Annotated in this window: 17 protein-coding genes; 9 read left to right on the top strand and 8 right to left on the bottom strand. The window is 62.7% G+C overall.

Translation table 11 applies throughout. The annotated features are described in order from the left end of the window. Positions 1–208: 208 nt before the first annotated feature. The gene (locus CHC01_RS23100) at positions 209–1,462 is read right to left on the bottom strand and encodes a D-amino acid dehydrogenase (protein ID WP_089266681.1); all 1,254 of its coding nucleotides are present in this window, start codon (positions 1,460–1,462) and stop codon (positions 209–211) included. Then, positions 1,459–2,622: an alanine racemase gene (gene alr, locus CHC01_RS23095; RefSeq protein ID WP_089266679.1), complete on the bottom strand. Its 1,164-nt coding sequence runs from the start codon at positions 2,620–2,622 to the stop codon at positions 1,459–1,461. Before alr ends, CHC01_RS23100 begins: the two co-directional genes overlap by 4 nt. A 153-nt stretch (positions 2,623–2,775) precedes the next feature. Between alr and CHC01_RS23090 the strand changes: the two genes are divergently transcribed. Then, positions 2,776–3,252 (top strand): Lrp/AsnC family transcriptional regulator, encoded by a 477-nt coding sequence (locus CHC01_RS23090; protein WP_068737711.1) that lies wholly within the window; start codon positions 2,776–2,778, stop codon positions 3,250–3,252. A 67-nt stretch (positions 3,253–3,319) separates the two neighbouring features. Here the strand turns inward: CHC01_RS23090 and CHC01_RS23085 are convergent, their stop codons facing one another. Both CHC01_RS23085 and CHC01_RS23080 read right to left on the bottom strand, forming a co-directional pair. Continuing rightward, entirely contained in the window at positions 3,320–4,945 is a 1,626-nt protein-coding gene (locus tag CHC01_RS23085; protein ID WP_089266678.1) for an ABC-F family ATP-binding cassette domain-containing protein, read from the bottom strand. An 89-nt stretch (positions 4,946–5,034) separates the two neighbouring features. Further along, positions 5,035–5,943: a LysR family transcriptional regulator gene (locus CHC01_RS23080; protein WP_089266676.1), complete on the bottom strand. Its 909-nt coding sequence runs from the start codon at positions 5,941–5,943 to the stop codon at positions 5,035–5,037. A gap of 165 nt (positions 5,944–6,108) precedes the next feature. Between CHC01_RS23080 and CHC01_RS23075 the strand changes: the two genes are divergently transcribed. From CHC01_RS23075 to CHC01_RS23065, 3 genes are all read left to right on the top strand, one after another. Continuing rightward, entirely contained in the window at positions 6,109–7,161 is a 1,053-nt protein-coding gene (locus CHC01_RS23075; protein WP_089266675.1) for an ABC transporter substrate-binding protein, read from the top strand. Further along, a complete protein-coding gene (locus CHC01_RS23070; protein ID WP_089266673.1) occupies positions 7,161–8,618 on the top strand; it encodes an amidohydrolase family protein in 1,458 nt (485 codons plus the stop codon). The genes CHC01_RS23075 and CHC01_RS23070 overlap by 1 nt, the downstream gene beginning before the upstream one ends. Positions 8,619–8,824: 206 nt before the next feature. Then, positions 8,825–9,874, top strand: coding sequence for an ABC transporter substrate-binding protein (locus tag CHC01_RS23065; protein ID WP_089266672.1), 1,050 nt, complete (start codon positions 8,825–8,827; stop codon positions 9,872–9,874). A gap of 38 nt (positions 9,875–9,912) precedes the next feature. Here CHC01_RS23065 and CHC01_RS32720 read toward each other — a convergent pair whose 3' ends face one another. Continuing rightward, the gene (locus tag CHC01_RS32720) at positions 9,913–10,065 is read right to left on the bottom strand and encodes a hypothetical protein (RefSeq protein ID WP_176454689.1); all 153 of its coding nucleotides are present in this window, start codon (positions 10,063–10,065) and stop codon (positions 9,913–9,915) included. On the opposite strand from CHC01_RS32720, the gene CHC01_RS23060 reads away from it, so the two are divergent. Genes CHC01_RS23060 through CHC01_RS23040 form a run of 5 tightly spaced genes read left to right on the top strand, consistent with a single transcriptional unit; the run spans position 10,064 to position 14,882 of the window. After that, entirely contained in the window at positions 10,064–10,858 is a 795-nt protein-coding gene (locus CHC01_RS23060; RefSeq protein WP_089266670.1) for an SDR family NAD(P)-dependent oxidoreductase, read from the top strand. The two genes, CHC01_RS32720 and CHC01_RS23060, sit on opposite strands and share 2 nt — an antisense overlap. Then, the gene (allB, locus tag CHC01_RS23055; protein ID WP_244558492.1) at positions 10,855–12,300 is read left to right on the top strand and encodes an allantoinase AllB; all 1,446 of its coding nucleotides are present in this window, start codon (positions 10,855–10,857) and stop codon (positions 12,298–12,300) included. The genes CHC01_RS23060 and allB overlap by 4 nt, the downstream gene beginning before the upstream one ends. A gap of 4 nt (positions 12,301–12,304) precedes the next feature. After that, positions 12,305–13,147 (top strand): ABC transporter ATP-binding protein, encoded by an 843-nt coding sequence (locus CHC01_RS23050; protein WP_089266666.1) that lies wholly within the window; start codon positions 12,305–12,307, stop codon positions 13,145–13,147. Continuing rightward, complete coding sequence (locus CHC01_RS23045; RefSeq protein ID WP_068737726.1) at positions 13,144–13,920, top strand: ABC transporter permease; 777 nt, start codon at positions 13,144–13,146, stop codon at positions 13,918–13,920. The genes CHC01_RS23050 and CHC01_RS23045 overlap by 4 nt, the downstream gene beginning before the upstream one ends. 14 nt (positions 13,921–13,934) lie before the next feature. Further along, positions 13,935–14,882 carry an acetamidase/formamidase family protein gene (locus tag CHC01_RS23040; RefSeq protein WP_089266665.1) on the top strand — a complete coding sequence of 316 codons (948 nt, stop codon included), beginning with the start codon at positions 13,935–13,937 and terminating at the stop codon, positions 14,880–14,882. Here the strand turns inward: CHC01_RS23040 and CHC01_RS23035 are convergent. From CHC01_RS23035 to CHC01_RS23025, 3 genes are all read right to left on the bottom strand, one after another. After that, positions 14,879–15,898 carry a carbon-nitrogen hydrolase family protein gene (locus CHC01_RS23035; protein WP_089266914.1) on the bottom strand — a complete coding sequence of 340 codons (1,020 nt, stop codon included), beginning with the start codon at positions 15,896–15,898 and terminating at the stop codon, positions 14,879–14,881. The genes CHC01_RS23040 and CHC01_RS23035 overlap by 4 nt on opposite strands. A gap of 192 nt (positions 15,899–16,090) precedes the next feature. Beyond that, complete coding sequence (locus CHC01_RS23030) at positions 16,091–16,405, bottom strand: hypothetical protein (RefSeq protein ID WP_089266663.1); 315 nt, start codon at positions 16,403–16,405, stop codon at positions 16,091–16,093. Between the two features lie 132 nt (positions 16,406–16,537). After that, positions 16,538–17,095 (bottom strand): helix-turn-helix domain-containing protein, encoded by a 558-nt coding sequence (locus CHC01_RS23025; protein ID WP_141137153.1) that lies wholly within the window; start codon positions 17,093–17,095, stop codon positions 16,538–16,540. Between the last annotated feature and the right edge of the window lie 14 nt (positions 17,096–17,109).

Genomic DNA, 17,109 nt, shown 5'->3' with positions numbered 1-17,109 from the left:
GTAAGCTCCCTCTCCCCGCTCTGCGCGGGGAGAGGGTTGGGGTGAGGGGCGAGGCACATACGATGCAAAAGGAGTGGTCTCTCGGGTCGAAGACATGTGAACCGAGAGACCCGTGATGGAGGCTTCGTCCGAAACGGCCCCTCACCCGCCGCGAAGACGCGGCGACCTCTCCCCGCAATGCGGGGAGAGGTTAAGAAAGAGCGTTGCTTCAGCTATAGCGGCTGATCGCCAGATCCTTGACGTCCAGCTCCGGCGCCTTGCCGGAGATCTGGTCGGACAGCACGCGGGCGGTGCCGCAGGCCATGGTCCAGCCAAGCGTGCCGTGACCGGTGTTGAGATGCAGATTGCCGAGATGCGTCGGGCCGACGATGGGCGGGCCATCGGGCGTCATCGGCCGCAAGCCGCTCCAGAAGGTCGAGCGCGAGAGATCGCCGGCGGTCGGAAACAGATCGGTCACCGACTTGTCGAGCGGCATACGGCGCGGGGCGGTGGGCACCGGGTGATAATTACCGACTTCGGCGGTGCCGCCGACGCGGATACGGTTACCCAGGCGCGTGATGGCCACTTTGTAGCTTTCGTCCATGATCGTCGATTGCGGCGCAACGCTCTCATCGGTGATCGGCACCGTGAGCGAATAGCCCTTCACCGGATAGACCGGCGCATCGATGCCGAGCGGACGCAGCAGCAGCGGCGAGAAGCTGCCAAGCGCCATCACATAACTATCTGCGGTGAAGACACCCTTGTCGGTCGTCACCTGCGCGACGCGGCCACCCGTCGCATCCACCGACTTGATGGTCGTCTCGTAGACGAATTTCACCCCAAGTCCGGCCGCGATCTTTTCCAGCCGCTGCGTGAACAGATGGCAGTCGCCGGTTTCGTCCTCCGGCAGACGCAGGCCACCGACGAACAGACCCTGCACGCCGGCGAGGCCCGGCTCATACTTCACGCAGCCGGCACGATCGAGCACCTCATAGGGCACGCCATATTGCTTGAGCACGTCGATATCACCGCCGGTGGCATCGAGCTGCGACTGCTTGCGGAACAGTTGCAGCGTGCCCTGGCTGCGATCGTCATAGGTGATGCCGGTCTCCGCGCGCAGCGCACGCAGGCAATCGCGGCTGTATTCGGCGATTCCCACCATGCGCGACTTGTTCAGCGCATAGCGCGCGCTCGTGCAGTTGCGCAGCATCTGCAGCATCCAGCGCCACTGGTGCGGATCGGCCTGTGGCCGCACCACCAGCGGGCCGTATTTGTCCATGATCCAGCCGAGCGCCTTCTTCGGCACGCCGGGGCCGGCCCAGGGCGAGGCGTAGCCGGGCGAGACTTCGCCGGCATTGCCGAACGAGGTCTCCAGCGCGGCGCCGGGCTGACGGTCGATCACCGTCACCTCATGGCCTGCCTTGGCCAGATAATAGGACGTGGTAACGCCGATCACGCCCGCGCCAAGAACCAGAACCTTCATCGCACCGTGCCTCCAGACCGGGCGGTCCACCGCACATCGATCTCATCCGAGTAAATTCGTTCATAGCGCTGACCCAGCGAGGTCAGCATTTCGTAGCCAATGGTGCCCGCGGTTGCGGCCAACGCGTCGAGCGACTGATGCCCGCCGATGATCTCCACCTGCGAGCCCCGTGCCAACATACCGGGCGGCAGATCGCCAAGATCGACGGTCAGTGAATCCATCGAGACGCGCCCGGCAACGGCCAGCCGCCGCCCGCGGAAATACACGGCACCGCCACTACCGAAGGCACGCTGCAGACCGTCGGCGTAACCAATGGCCAATGTCGCCAGACGCGTCGGCTTCGTCGCCTTGAAATTCCAGCCATAGCCGACATGGGCACCGGCTGCGACCTCGCGCATCTGGAGCACCTGCGCGGTGAGCCGAACCACTGGCAGCATCGGATTGCTTTGCGCGGGATGGGGATTGAGCCCGTAGAGCGCGGCGCCGGGGCGGACGAGGTCATGATGATAGTTGCGCCCAAGGAAAATGCCGGACGAATTGGCCAGAGATTGTCGCGCAGCAGGGAAGCGTTTCGCGAGCGCCTGAAACGCGGCGAGCTGGTGCGCATTGGCCGGATGCTCCGGCGTGTCGGCACAAGCGAGATGGCTCATCACCATCTGGATATCGAGAACTGAGGTGTCCTTGCCCGAGAGTTCGGCGACCTCACGCGGCGACATGCCCAGTCGCGACATGCCGCTGTCGACCTGAATGACCGCCGGGAGAATCCGGCCGCGTTGCCGCGCCTGATCGGACCAGGCCTCAAGCTGTTCGCGCGAATTGAGCACCGGAATGATGCCGGCTTCCGCGCAGTCACGCTCGCTGCCCGAGGGCAGACCGTTGAGCACGTAGATCGTAACGTCGCGGGCCAGATGGGTCTGGAGATCCAGCCCTTCGTCGAGATGCGCCACGAAGAAGGTGCGGCAGCCGGCCCGATAGAGTGCCGGCGCGACACGATCAGCGCCGAGGCCATAGGCGTCGGCCTTCACTACGCCGGCGCAGGTGACGCCGGGGCCGACCCGCTCGGCCAATAGCCGGTAATTGCGTGAGATGGCTTCGAGATCGATGGTCAGCACCGCGCTCGCATGCCGCGTGCCCGTTCCGCCTGTCCAAGGTGCCAGCATCACATCCCCCGCTACGAATGATCGCAACGGCAGTATCTCACCTTCCGCATGGCGCTTTACGGCGATTCCGGCCGCTGCTACGGTCATAAATGGTGATTATCGGCGTAAATTTACGTCCCTGTAGAGAAATCCTGCAAAACTTTGGCGAGAACCATGGCAAGCGACCTCGATTCGACCGACCGGAAGATCCTTCGCGAGGTTGTCCGGGATGCCCGGATCAGCCAGATGGCACTGGCAGAGAAAGTCGGCCTGTCACCCACCGCCTGTACCCGGCGTCTCACGGCCCTGGAAAAGAAGGGCGTGATCAAAGGCTATGCCGCCGAGATCGACGCATCCGAGCTCGGCTACATGATGACGGTCCACGTCCACATCACGCTCGACAAGCAGAGCGAGGATGCGCTGTCCGCCTTCGAGCGCGAGATCGCCAAATGCCCGGATGTCGTGTCGTGCTACCTGATGTCGGGCAATGACGACTATCTCGTCCATGTGCAGGCGCGCGACATGGAAGACTATGAGCGCATCCACAAGCAGCACCTCTCGCGGATGCCCGGCGTGGCGCGGCTGCATTCAAGCTTCGCGATGCGCAGCGTGGTGAAGCGCGGCGTCTCGGTGTCCGCGCTGACGGGCTGAACTTGCTTAACCTCTCCCGCCTAGCGAAGCTTCGCTTCGCCGGGCGGGGCGAAGGAAACAGGCGCGCTTAATTCGGATGCAAACCCGGCGCTTCCTGGCCGGTACGTTCGACATATTCAGTATAGCCGCCGCCATATTGCTGGATGCCGTCCGGGGTCAGTTCGAGCACGCGGTTCGACAGCGCCGCGAGGAAGTGGCGGTCATGCGACACGAACAGCATGGTGCCTTCGTAATCGCCGAGCGCCTTGATCAGCATTTCCTTGGTGGCCATGTCCAGATGGTTGGTCGGCTCGTCGAGCACCAGGAAATTCGGCGGATCGAACAGCATCTTGGCCATCACCAGACGCGCCTTCTCGCCGCCCGACAACACGCGGCAGCGCTTCTCGACATCGTCACCGGAGAAGCCGAAGCAGCCGGCGAGCGCACGCAGCGTACCCTGCCCGGCCTGCGGGAATGAGTCTTCGAGATTCTGGAAGATCGTGCGCTCGCCATCCAGCAGATCCATCGCGTGCTGCGCGAAGTAACCGAGCTTGACGCTGCCGCCGATGGTGACGTTGCCGTTGTCCGGCTCGGCCGCGCCGGTCACGAGCTTCAACAGTGTCGACTTGCCGGCGCCGTTGATACCCATCACCGCCCAGCGTTCTTTACGACGCACCGAGAAGTCCAGCCCTTCATAGATGGTACGGCTGCCATAGGCCTTGTGGATGTTCTTCAGGCTGACGACGTCTTCGCCCGAACGCGGCGCCGGCAGGAAGTCGAATGACACGACCTCGCGGCGCTTCGGCGGCTCGACGCGCTCGATCTTGTCGAGCTTCTTGACGCGGCTCTGCACCTGCGCGGCATGCGAGGCGCGGGCCTTGAAGCGTTCGATGAACTTGATTTCCTTGGCCAGCATCGCCTGCTGGCGCTCGAATTGCGCCTGCTGCTGCTTCTCGTTCATGGCGCGCTGCGCTTCGTAGAATTCGTAATCGCCGGAATAGGACGTCAGCGAGCCCGCATCGATCTCCATGATCTTGGTGACGATGCGGTTCATGAATTCGCGGTCATGCGAGGTCATGAGTAGCGCGCCCTCGTAGCCCTTCAGGAACCCTTCGAGCCAGATCAGGCTTTCGAGATCCAGATGGTTCGAGGGTTCGTCGAGCAGCATCACATCGGGACGCATCAACAGAATGCGTGCCAGCGCGACGCGCATCTTCCAGCCGCCGGACAGCTTGCCGACATCGCCGTCCATCATTTCCTGCGTGAAGGACAGACCCGCCAGCACTTCGCGAGCTCGGCCTTCCAGCGCGTAACCGTCGAGTTCCTCGAAGCGGGCCTGCACCTCACCGTAGCGCTCGATGATCGTGTCCATATTGTCGGCCTGGTCCGGATCAGCCATGGCCGTTTCCAATTCCTTCAGCTCGGTCGCGACCACGCTGACGGGGCCGGCGCCCTCCATCACCTCGGCGACGGCGCTATGGCCCGACATTTCGCCGACATCCTGACTGAAATAGCCGATGGTGACGCCGCGCTCGACCACCACTTGCCCCTCGTCGGGCAGTTCGCGGCCGGTGACCATGCGGAACAGGGTCGTCTTGCCGGAACCGTTGGGCCCGACCAGACCGATCTTCTCACCCTTCAGCAGCGCGCCGGCGGCTTCGATGAAGACGATCTGATGACCGTTCTGCTTGCTGATATTGTCGAGGCGGATCATGGGAACTACGGGCTCACGAGACAGGGATTGAGGCCTGCCAATAAGGCATCCGGCCCGCTCAAGGAAGGATATTTTGCACCGCAAAAGAGCTAAGTGCCTGCCCGCATCTCGCTCAGGCTCTTCATCAGGATTTCCGCGAAAGTCGCCGCGGCTACCGGTAGCGTGCGACCGCGCAGCTGGCACAGCACCAGATCGGCGGTGGGCACATCGCGGGTATCGATCGGGCGGCCGACCAGCCCCATTCCGAGGTTCCCGGTGGGGGCTCCGATCTCGATCTGGAAAGAGATCATGTTGCAGCGGAACACCAGCCCGCGCAGCATCTCGAAGGAGTTTGACTCCGCGAGCATGTTGAGGCGCAGATCGCGCCGGGTCGTGACCTCATCGAGAATCTGGCGGCCACTCAAAGTCCGATCCGGCAGGGCTGCGGGATAATCGACACAATCGGAGAGGCGCAGCATCTTCTTGGCTGCCAGCGGATGATCCGAGCGGGTGATCACCACAAGACGCTGGGGAAGGCTGGCGATGACGCGCAGTGACGGCCACATCGCCGGACGATGCACCAGAGCGAGATCGACGTCGTAAGCCGCCAGCGCGGCCAGCGCGCGCTCGTGATCCATCACCTTGAGGTCGAACACCACTTTCGGATGCTTCTTCTGGAACGCAGCGACGCGCAGCGCCAGAAAATCCAGCGCCAGCGCCTGGCTGCAGGCGATCTGGATCGGACCGCGCCGCAGACCTCTGAGATCCTCGACCTGCGATCTCATCCGGTCGGCATCGGCAATCTGGCTGCGCGCGTAGCGCACGAACATTTCGCCGGCAGTAGTCAGCTTCACGCCCCGTGGCCGGCGCTCGAACAAAGGCGTGCCGATTTCGGCTTCGAGGTCCTGAATGCGCCGGTTCATCGCGGAAGGCGTCAAGTTGAGCAGTTCCGCGGCGCGGCGGATCGAGCCGGTGCGGGCCACTTCGACCACATGGGTCAGCAACCGCAGATGCCTCATTGCCCTCGCCTCTCAAGTGATGCCTTTTTCACACCGGTCACTGGAAAAGATAGCAGCAGATGTGACCACTCGAATAGGTCTATCCTGATTCACACAGGAAGATAGTCGCGAGAGCGACGTCGCCCACCGACCAATCATGTCACGTTTCGCAACAGGAAAGCATCGATGACCGAACGCCGGGCACTTCGTGGATTACTGACGCTCGTATTAGCCTTGGGCGTAGCCGCAGGAACCTTCACTCTTGCCCAGGCTGCCGGGCCAACCAAGATCAAGTTTACCCTCGACTGGAAAATCCAGGGTCTGCATGCGTGGTACTACTGGGCGAAGGCCAAAGGGTACTTCAAAGATGAAAATCTCGACGTGACGATCGATCAGGGCGAAGGCTCGGCGGCGACCGTTACGCGGATCATGTCGGGCGCTTATGATGCCGGCTTCGGCGATATCAACGCCATCATTCAGAACGCCGCCACCAAGCCGGACGATGCACCGGTGATGGTCTACATGATCTATAACAAGACGCCGTTCGCGCTGCTCAGCAAGGCGGATGGACCGATCAAAACTCTCAAGAATCTCGAGGGATCCAAGCTTGCCTCGCCTTCCGGCAGTGCGTCGCTGAAATTACTGCCGCTGCTCGCCAAGCAGAACGGCATCGATTACAGCAAGATCAGCATTTTGCAGGTTTCGCCGGCCTTGCAGGAACAAATGCTGCTGCAGGGCCAAGTGGATTCAATCGCGGTGTTCGCGGCCACCAGCTATCTCAACTTGGTGTCGCTCAAGGTCGATCCCGACAAGGACTTCCGCTGGAATTTTTATTCTGACGCCGGCCTCGACCTCTATTCCAACGGCGTAATGGTGTCGCAGAAGCTGCTGAAGGAACATCCGGAGGCGGTGAAAGGTCTGCTGCGCGCCATTAACCGCTCGATCAAGGAAACCGTCCAGGCACCGGACGCCGCCATCGACCTGCTCGCCACCGAGGAACCGCTGATCAAGAAGGATATCGAGAAGCGGCGCCTGACCTACGTTTACAACAACTTCATCAACACGCCAGAGGTCGGGGATCTGGGCCTCGGCGAGCTCGATCAGAAGCGCCTGACTTCAGCGATCTCCACCATCGTCACCTCGTTCGAACTGCCGCGAACACCGAAGCCCGACGACGTGTTCAACAATACGTTCCTGCCGGCCAAGCCCGACCGGATGCCCCCGACCATCGCGCCGTAATGACAACGGCTCGCTCCACCGGCGCGCCGCGTCGCATCACCTGCGCTCATGTGCTTGGTCCGGACGGGCCGATGCCCGGCGCGCAGGTGATCGCGCTGCACGACGGCAAGATCCAGTCGATCGCGCGGACAACTGAAGCAGCAGAGCCGATCATGGCGCTGCCCGCTTTGGTCAATGCCCACGACCACGGCCGCGCGGTCCGCACCAGCTCCATCGGCGCCGACGCCAAGCCGCTGGAGTCCTGGATCCACTATCTTGCATTGTTTCCTGCGGTCGATCCCTATGTAGCGGCCTGCGTCGCGTTCGCCAGCAGCGCGCTGGGCGGTGCCGGTATCGTCATGAACCATTACACCCGCGTGCAGGGCTTCACTGATCTGCCGACCGAACTGGCCGAGGTATCGCGCGCGGCACGCGATGTCGGCGTGCGCACCGGCCTCGCCGTGGCAATGAGAGATCGCAATCCTTTGGTCTACGGTCCCTCGGAACCTGTGCTAGCAGCGCTGCCGCCGGACGTTCGGGCGGAGATCGCGCAGCGCTTCACGCGTCCGCCGCTGTCACCGCGCGATTACATGACGCTAGTGGACGAGATTGTCTCCGCCGCCGATGGCCCGACATTCGATGTGCAATATGGTCCCAATGGCGTGCAGTGGTGCAGCGACGCGCTGTTGCAGGCGATCGCCGAAGCCTCGGTACGGACCGGCCGCCGTGTCCACATGCATCTGCTCGAGACCAAGTATCAACGCCAGTGGTGTGACGCCAATTATCCTGGCGGCGTAGTCCGCATGCTGGACGAGATCGGTCTGCTGTCCCCACGGCTGACGCTTGCACATTGCGTCTGGGCCCGGCCCGATGAACTCGAACTCCTGGCCGAACGGGGCGTCGTCATTTCGGTCAATACCAGCTCCAACCTGCATCTGCATTCGGGCCTGGCTCCCATGACCCGGATGTGGACCGCCGGATGCCGGATCGCCCTCGGCATCGACGGCAAAGCGTTCGACGACGACAACGATGCACTGCGCGAGCTCCGATTGTCACATCTGCTTCATTCCGGCAGCGGTTTCGATCAAGTCGTGACCCGCCACCGGGCGCTGCATGAGAGCGTAAGCAACGGCCGCTTCGCCGTCACCAATATCGCCAGCGACGGCGGCCTGCGCGACCGCGCCGATGCGGACATGCTGCTGCTGGACTGGAACGCCCTCAACGACGACGCGCTGCGCAGCGATCTCGACCCGATCAATCTCCTGTTCTCGCGGGCAACCGCGCGCCATATCCGGGAGGTGATCGTCGCAGGCCACACGATCGTACGCGATGGGCATGTCACCGGGATCGACTTCACGGCCGCGCGGCAGGAGATTCTGGCTCAGATGCGCACCGGCCTGCCCTCTGGCCAGAACCTGGCTGGGGCCCTCGCCGCGCTCGACGGCGTGATTGCCGCAAGCTTTTGCGGATGCTGCTGACGTGCCTGCGCCTCGCGGTTCTGCAAGCGCCGGCCCGAACAACGCGTTATCTGGACGATTCCGGTGAGGCCTTTTTTGCACCGCTTAAGCAAAAAGATAGCAGCAGATAAGCGCACTCGGATAGGCTTAACTTGTTCCCGAGGGCGGCCGCAGGCAGAGACACCCCACCGGCCGATCGTGTCACTCTTCTCAACAGGAACACACCGATGACCGGACGCCATGCATTTCGTGGATTGCAGACGCTTGCCCTGACACTGATCGTGACGGCCGGATCGTTTGTCGCCGCGCAGGCCGACACCAAGATCAAGATGGTCCTGAACTGGAAGTATGAAGGTCCGCAGGGCATGTTCTTCCTGGCGCAGGATCGCGGCTACTTCAAAGCTGAAGGCCTCGACGTCAGTTTCGACCAGGGTAACGGCTCTGGTGCGGCGGTGCCGCAGGTCGCCAACGGGGCCTATGACATGGGGTTCGGCGACATCAATGCGCTGATCGAACTTGCCGCCAGGAAGCCGGACGAAGCGCCGATCGGCGTCTACCAGATGTACAACCGCCCGCCCTTCACGGTGGCGGTGAAAGCCGACAGCCCAATCAAGACCCCCGCCGATTTCGTTGGACGAAAGCTGGGCGGTGCGGCCAACGACGGCGCGCTGAAGCTATTCCCGGCGCTCTGCGCGGCGACCAAGATCGACTGCAGCAAGGTCGAGGTTACCAACATGCAGCCGAATCTGCGCGAACAGATGCTGATGAAGGATCAGGTCGATGGCGTGTTCGGCTACATCACCACCATCCGCTTCAGCGCCAGGCTGATCGGCATCGATCCTGAAAAAGAGATTCGCTTCATCAAGTTCGGGGACTACGGCATGGATCTGTATTCCAACGCCATCATTGTCTCGCGCAAGTTTGCCAAGGAAAACCCTGACGCCGTGAAGGGCTTCCTCAAGGCGCTCAACCGTGGCGTCAAGGATGCGATGGCCGATCCCAAAGCAGCCATCGAGGCGGTGCAGAAGCGCGAACCGCTGATCAAGCCGGACATCGAACGCGCGCGCCTGGAAGCCACGCTGTCCGACGAAATGACTTCGCCGGAAATTTCAAAGATCGGCCATGGCGACATCAGCGACGAACGCATGAGCAAGGCGATCGATATCCTCGTCAGCGCCAAGGAGCTGCCACGCACGCCGAAGGTCGGCGAGGTATTCGACCGCAGCTTCATGCCGCCGCTGGCCGATCGCCCAACGGCCATCAAGGCCGCGATGTAACGACGACCCGGCCCCTCAGCATCATCGCCTCTCAACCGTCATTGCGAGCCCTGGCGAATTGGCGAAGCCAATTCGTTGGGCGAAACAATCCAGTCTTCTTCCGCTCGTGGCTTCTGGATTGCCGCGTCGCCTTCGCTCCTTGCAATCACGTCAAGGGGCCAGAGCAAACGACCCAAGAAAGACAACACCATGAAACTCTCCCTCGAAAACCGCGTCGTCATGATCACAGGCCCCGCCAAGGGTATGGGCGCCTCCATCACCCACGCCTTTGCCGAACAAGGCTGCAAGCTGGCGCTGCTGGGCCGCGATACCTCGGCGATCGAGCCGGTTGCCGCCGAGGTGAAAGCCAAGGGCGGCGAGGTGATCGTCATTCCCTGCGATCTCACGAAGTCCGAGCAATGCGAGGCCGCGGCGGAGAAGACCAAGGCGACGTTCGGCGGGCGCATCGACATTCTTGTCAATGTCGCCGGCGGCTCCGGCCCGATCGGCAAAACGGGGGTGCAAACCACGCCGGAGGAGTTCGACGAGATCGTCACGCTCAATATGAACGGTTGCTTCCACTCCATGCGCGCGGCACTGCCGACCATGATCGATCAGCGCTACGGCAAGATCGTCAATGTTGGCGGCACCTTCGGCATGCGCGGCCGCGCCGGTCGGATGGCCTACTCGGCCTCGAAATGGGGTCTGCGCGGCATCACGAAGAGCTTCGCGCTCGAGGTCGGCCCGCACAACATCAACGTCAATTGCGTGGCGCCTGGCATGGTCGATGGCCCGCGCTTTCGCGACAAGGTCTGCCGCGACATGGCGCTGAAGCTCGGCATCACCGAACAGGAAGCCGCCGAGCGTCACGCCATGGACTACGCGCTTCGCCGCGTCACCGTCGATGCCGACGTCGCCAATGCCTGTCTGTTTCTGGCCAGCGACGTCTCGCGCCAGATTACCGGCGTCGACCTGCCGGTCGATGGCGGTTGGGCAATGCTGTGAGCGAGGTGGCTAACATGGGCGACAAGGTCGATCTGGTCATCAATGGCGGCACCATCGTATCGCCCGATGCAAGTTACAGGGCTAGCATCGCCATCAAGGACGGCGTGATCCACGCTATCGGCGCGCCGGAGGCGATGCCGCCGGCGACGCAGATACTCGACGCCACGGGCCTTCATATTCTGCCCGGCGCCATCGACGTGCACGTGCATTTCCGCGATCCCGGCTATCCGCAGAAGGAAGACTTTGCCAGCGGCACTGCCGCGGCGGCCTTTGGCGGCGTCACCACCGTGTTCGACATGCCCAACACGCTGCCGACCATCAACAATGCGGAAGCGCTGGCCGACAAGCACAAGATCGCTTCTGCCAAGGCCTATGTCGACTACGGGCTCTATGCGGTGCTGGGCGAAGACAGCATCGAACATGTCGACGCGCTGATCGATGGCGGCGTGATCGGCTTCAAGCTCTATATGGGCAACACTTTCGGCCGTATCCCCTCGCCGACCACCGGCGCGATGCTCGAAGCCTTCGAAGTGGTGGCCCCGACCGGCAAGCGCATCTCGCTGCATGCCGAGACCAATTCCATCATGGAGCGCCGCGAAGCACGGCTGCGTGCCAGCGGACGCATCGAACCGATCGCGCACCTGGCAGCACGGCCCGCCGTCGTCGCCGTCGAGGCCGTCGCTCGCGCGGCGATCCTCGCCGAATGGACCGGTGCGCGCATCCACGTGCTGCACATTTCCTCCGCTGCCGAACTGCAACCGCTGGCCGAAGCCAAGGCGCGGGGTGTCGACATTACCGGCGAGACCTGTCCGCAATATCTGCTGCTGTCGGAGACCGATTACGAAAAATTCGGCGGCGTCGTGCGCGTCAACCCGCCGGTGCGCGAGAAGCCCAACCAGCAGCCGCTGTGGAACGCGCTGATGGATGGCACGATCGACATGATCGCCACCGACCATGCGCCACATGCACCGGACGAGAAGACCCGGCCGGACATCTGGACGGTCGACTGCGGCTTTCCCGGCGTCGAGACCCAGATGCCGCTGATGCTGACCGAGATCAACAAGGGCCGCGCCACCATCAACGACTACGTGCGCTGGAGCGCCGAGAGCCCCGCCAAAATCTGGGGCTTGTATCCACGCAAGGGTACGCTGACGGTGGGGTCCGATGCCGATATTGCCATCGTCGACCTCAAGCGCGAATGGACTGTCGACGACGCGATGATCCAGTCGCGCGCGAAGATTTCGCCGTGGCATGGCCGCAAGGCCTCGGCATTGCCGATCCATACCATCGTGCGCGGCCGTTTCGTGATGAAGGACCGGATCTTGCAAGAGGAAGCCCGCGGCACCGGGCAATCGGTGCATGCGATCCAGCAGATGCCGCCGGCGACGCCGGTCAACACCGACTCGACCATGGCCGCGATCACCTCCGTGCAGAAAGCCTGACCCGATGAACGCACCGCTCGCCCACCCAAAGCCCCGCGCTGTGGACAATGTGATCGAGCTCGAAAAGGTGCGCGTCACCTTCGGCACGGCGAAGAACGCCGTGACCGCGCTGGCCGAGACGTCGCTACGCATAGACAAGGGCGAATTCGTCGCCCTGGTCGGTCCGTCCGGCTGCGGTAAGTCGACGATTCTGAAACTGGTGGCCGGCACGCTGAATGCAACCCAGGGCAACGTGTTCGTTGCCGGCCGCGAAATCGGCGCGGGTGCGGCGCGCATCGGCATGGCGTTCCAGAACCCCACGCTGCTGCCGTGGCTGAATATCCGCGACAATGTCATGCTGCCACTGAAGATCGTGCCGCCGTTCAAGGAACGCTTCAGCGCCAAGCGCAAGACCGAATATCGCGACCGCGTCGAGGCCTCTCTGACACAGGTCGGCCTCGGCGGTTTCGGTGACAAATTTCCCTGGCAGCTGTCCGGCGGCATGCAGCAGCGTGCCTCGCTGTGCCGCGCGCTGATCCACGATCCCACGCTGCTGCTGCTGGACGAGCCGTTCGGCGCGCTCGATCAGTTCACGCGCGAGGAATTGTGGGAGATCATGCAAAATCTCTGGATCGAGAAGCGCCCGACGGTGCTGCTGGTGACTCACGACCTCAAGGAAGCCGCCTATCTGGCGTCGCGCATCTGCGTGATGCAGGCGCGGCCCGGTCGCATCGTCGATGACAGCACGGTGCCGTTCGCGCGGCCGCGCACCATCGACGTGTCGTTCGAGCCGGATTTCGTCACGCTGACCCAGCGCCTGCGCCAGCGCATCGTCGCGGCTCGCGCCGTTCGGGAGATCGTGTCATGAGCGAACGCGTCCGCCGCCAGGTCATGTCCACCGCCTGCATCATCGGCTTCTTCGTACTGTGGGAATTGTTGTGCCTGATGTTCCATGTCTCGGACATCGTGCTGCCGCGGCCGAGCCAGGTGCTTGCGACGCTCTGGACGCGCTTCCCCGCGATCTGGCCGCATGCGCTGCAGACGCTGTACACAACTATGGTTGGGTTCGGCTTCGGCATCGCGATCGGCATTCTGCTGGGCATGCTGATCGGCTCGTCGAAGCTGGCCTATGACGTCGCCTATCCGATGCTGGTGGGATTCTCGTCGATCCCGAAAGTCGCGGTGGTGCCGATCTTCGTGCTGTGGTTCGGCGCGGGCACCGTGCCGGCGATCCTCACCGCGATGATCATGTGCATCTTTCCGATCGTCGTGAACGTCGCCACCGGCCTTGCGGCCACAGAGCCCGAATTGCAGGATGTCATGAAGACGCTGCGCGCGACCAAACTGGAAATTCTGTGGAATGTGGGGCTGCCGCGCACCATGCCGTACTTCTTCGCCTCCCTGAAGGTGGCTGCGACGCTGGCTTTCGTCGGCACGGTGATTTCGGAGACCGTGGCCTCCAATCGCGGCATCGGCAATCTGATGATGATCGCGTCGTCCAGCTTCGATGTGCCGCTGGTGTTCGCCGGCCTGTTCATTCTGGCTGCATTGGGCGTCGGTTTGTATATTGTGTTCTCGCTGATCGAGGCGCGCGTCACCGGCTGGGCCGTGCGCAGCGACAGTTTCGCCGCCGGCGGCTGAACACAGGACATTCCATGACGCAGACATTGCTTCCGAGCCCGACGACCGTTCATTGGGGTTATTTCGACGCCACGCTGAAGCCGATCGCCGCCATCGATCCCGGCGAGACGGTCACGATCACAAGCGTCAGCGGCACACGCGAGAACCTCCCGACAGAAGCGGGCATGACCATCCGCCCCGAACTTGTCGCCATCCTGGATGCCGTCACGCCAGAACTCGGGCCCCATATCCTCACCGGGCCTGTCGCCGTGCGCGGCGCCCAACGGGGTGACGCATTGCGTGTCGAGATCCTTGATGTCCAGCTCGCGGATGACTGGGGCTATACGCTCTTCAAGCCCGGCATGGGCACGCTGCCCGACGACTTCGACTATTTCCGCCGCGTCCATATCGGACTTGATCGGGCCAATGGCGTGGTGAAGACGCCATGGGGCATCACGCTAAAGGCGCGACCATTCTTCGGCGTGATGGGCACCGCGCCGAAACCCGCGGTTGGCCGGGTCAGCACGACCATGCCCTCGCATTTCGGCGGCAATATCGACAACAAGGAGCTCGGCGCAGGCTGCGTTCTCTATCTTCCTGTCTGGACCGAGGGCGGCCTGTTCTCCTGCGGTGACGGTCACGCCGTGCAAGGCGACGGCGAAGTCTGCGTCACCGCCGTGGAGACCGGCCTCACTGGCACATTCAAGATCGACCTTGTCAAGAATGCGCAGCTTGAGGCGCCCTATGCCGAGACGAAGGATCACCTCATCTCGATGGCCTTCGATCCCGATCTCGACGAAGCCGCGCGTATCGCGCTCCGCCGGATGGTCAGCATGATCGTCGCACGCACGACGCTGACGCCCGACGATGCCTATATGCTCTGCAGTCTCGCCGCCGATGTCCGCGTCACCCAGCTGGTCAATCTCGACAAGGGCATCCATGTCATGATGCCGCATGCGGTTCTGAACCAGTCGAAGCGCTAGACCGCGCGTTCGGCCGGCTCAAACGCGACCTCTTCGTCGTCGATCTTGTCGACGAAGGTTGCCGGCACCAGGCGCTTGCGATTGATGGTCAGATCGAACACATCGAAACGATTGTAGTAACCGACCACGTCGTGAAACTGCTTCGGCTCGATGCAGCGGCGCAGGTCGAATTCGGCATAGGCGATGCCCTCCTCGTCCTGCAGCATGTCGCCGAGCACTTCGCCGGTCGGGTCGACGAAGAAGCTGGCGGCGCGCTGCGTGCGATCGATCACATCGGCCACATCGGGATCCCGCGCGATCAGGAAGTCGCGCATCGCCTTGTCCATATAGCCGGCGGTGACGATGCCGAAGGCCTTGGCCTCGAACGAATGCGCGCTGGCGCGAATGCGATTGGCGGCGACATTGTTGAAATTACCACCGCTGCTCGGGCGGCGCGTTGGCCACATTGGCGGCCAGCTCGAAATGTGGATCTGCTCGGCCTGCGCCATCAGTGTATAGCGGGCCAGCGGATTGGTGTTCTCACCGCAGATGAGATTGCCGACACGGCCCACGGGCGTATCGGCGACACGGAGGCCCGCGCCATCGCCGGCAGCCCAGACCAGCTTCTCATAGAAGGTCGGCACCAGCTTGCGGTGATGATTGAGAATGCTGCCGTCGGGCCCGATCAGAATATTACTGTTCCAGATCAGGCCGACGCTGACCGGCGAGCTCTCGCTGATGCCCATCGAGACGGTCACGCCAAGCGCCCGCGCCTCGTTGCGCAGGGCGGCCATTTCCGAACCTGCAATCGAGACCGACTGTTCGGCCATCGTCACGAACAGATCGTGATTCTCGATCGGCGCCCATAATGCCGCCCAGACCGGAAACGCCGGGATATAAGTTTCAGGAAATGCGATCAGCTGCGCGCCTGCGGCAGCAGCCTCGCGAATGATCGAAATCGCCTTCGCCGTGGTGGCCGCGCGATCGAGAAATACCGGCGCAGCATGGACCGCAGCGACTTTAACCTGTGACGACATCGTCATTCTTCTTCCTCTTGCATCGATGCAGCGATGTCTCAGGCTCGTCGGAAGGCCCGGAAATGTCGCTGAACCATGTTCGAGGAGGAACCTATCCATTCGGGGCCGCGGGACCACGGGGCATTTCTGCAACCCGGGCTGCACGGACCACTATGCTGCGAGGATCGACCGGGCCTGGCTGGACGCCTCGCTTCACCACGTCTGATTGCGGGAGTTGTCGCCGATGCCGTAGCCATAGCTGGTCGGCGCACTCGCATAGGAATCCATCGGCCGCACCGGCGGAGCAACGGAAGGAACCGTCACGCGGGCGGGAGCATGGACACGTCGCTGCTGTACACGACGGGCTGCGCTGATGTCGGTGGAGAGCCGGGGATCTCCGATCCAGCGATAGGCCTTGTCGGACGCCGCCGAGCTCTCCGCCATGGAGGTCAACATCACGAAAGCCACGGACGCGGGCACCAGGAGCCACCGCCGGGCCGATTTCATCATCGTGTCGCGCGCAGACATTTGAGCGATCCTTTCATCATGGTTGAGGTAGCGAGATATCTTCGGGTGGAGCGTCGATGCGAACTATTCGTCAAAGGCGGGAACGATCATGCAAGCGTCCGTGGCCCGTTTCTGGATACTCCTCGAGGAGCATCACTGCTGTGTTGCGAGCGCGGACATCATCATGTTGTCGCGGCGCCAGGCGTTGGGGCTGGCCCCTGTCGCGCGGCGAAACTGGCGGCACATGTGGGCCTGATCGGAGAAGCCACAATCGATCGCGATCTCGCAGAGTGACTTGCTGCTGGATGTCATCAGCTCCATCGCACGCGTCAGACGGCGGGAGACGATATAGGCATGGGGAGACTGGCCAAAGGTGGTCTTGAACGCATTTGAGAAGTAACCGCAACTCAGGCGAGCGAGACTCGCGAGATCCGATACTTGGATCGCCTCATCCAGATTTGAATCAATGTGGCGCTTGATCCGCTCCGCCTGCCAGCGTGCGAGACCGCCCCTCGCGGGGCTGACGGGCGACGGTTGGGAGGGCGCCTCGAGCAGCGATGCAGCCTGCTTGATGCAGCGAAGAGCCGCACCAACATCCGATCCAATCGCCTGCCGTGCATCTAGCAGGAGCTGGGCGACCGTCGTAGAACTTGCGTCAGACAATACACCGGCAAACGAGTCAGAATTCTGGGACTGTGAATCGAGCAGCATATCGGTCTCCTTTG

Origin of the sequence: Tardiphaga sp. OK246, assembly GCF_900188215.1 — a bacterium.
GTDB classification, from domain to species: domain Bacteria; phylum Pseudomonadota; class Alphaproteobacteria; order Rhizobiales; family Xanthobacteraceae; genus Tardiphaga; species Tardiphaga robiniae.
The sequence above is the reverse complement of the archived record's forward strand: the minus strand, read 5'-3'. Positions and strand labels throughout refer to the sequence as shown.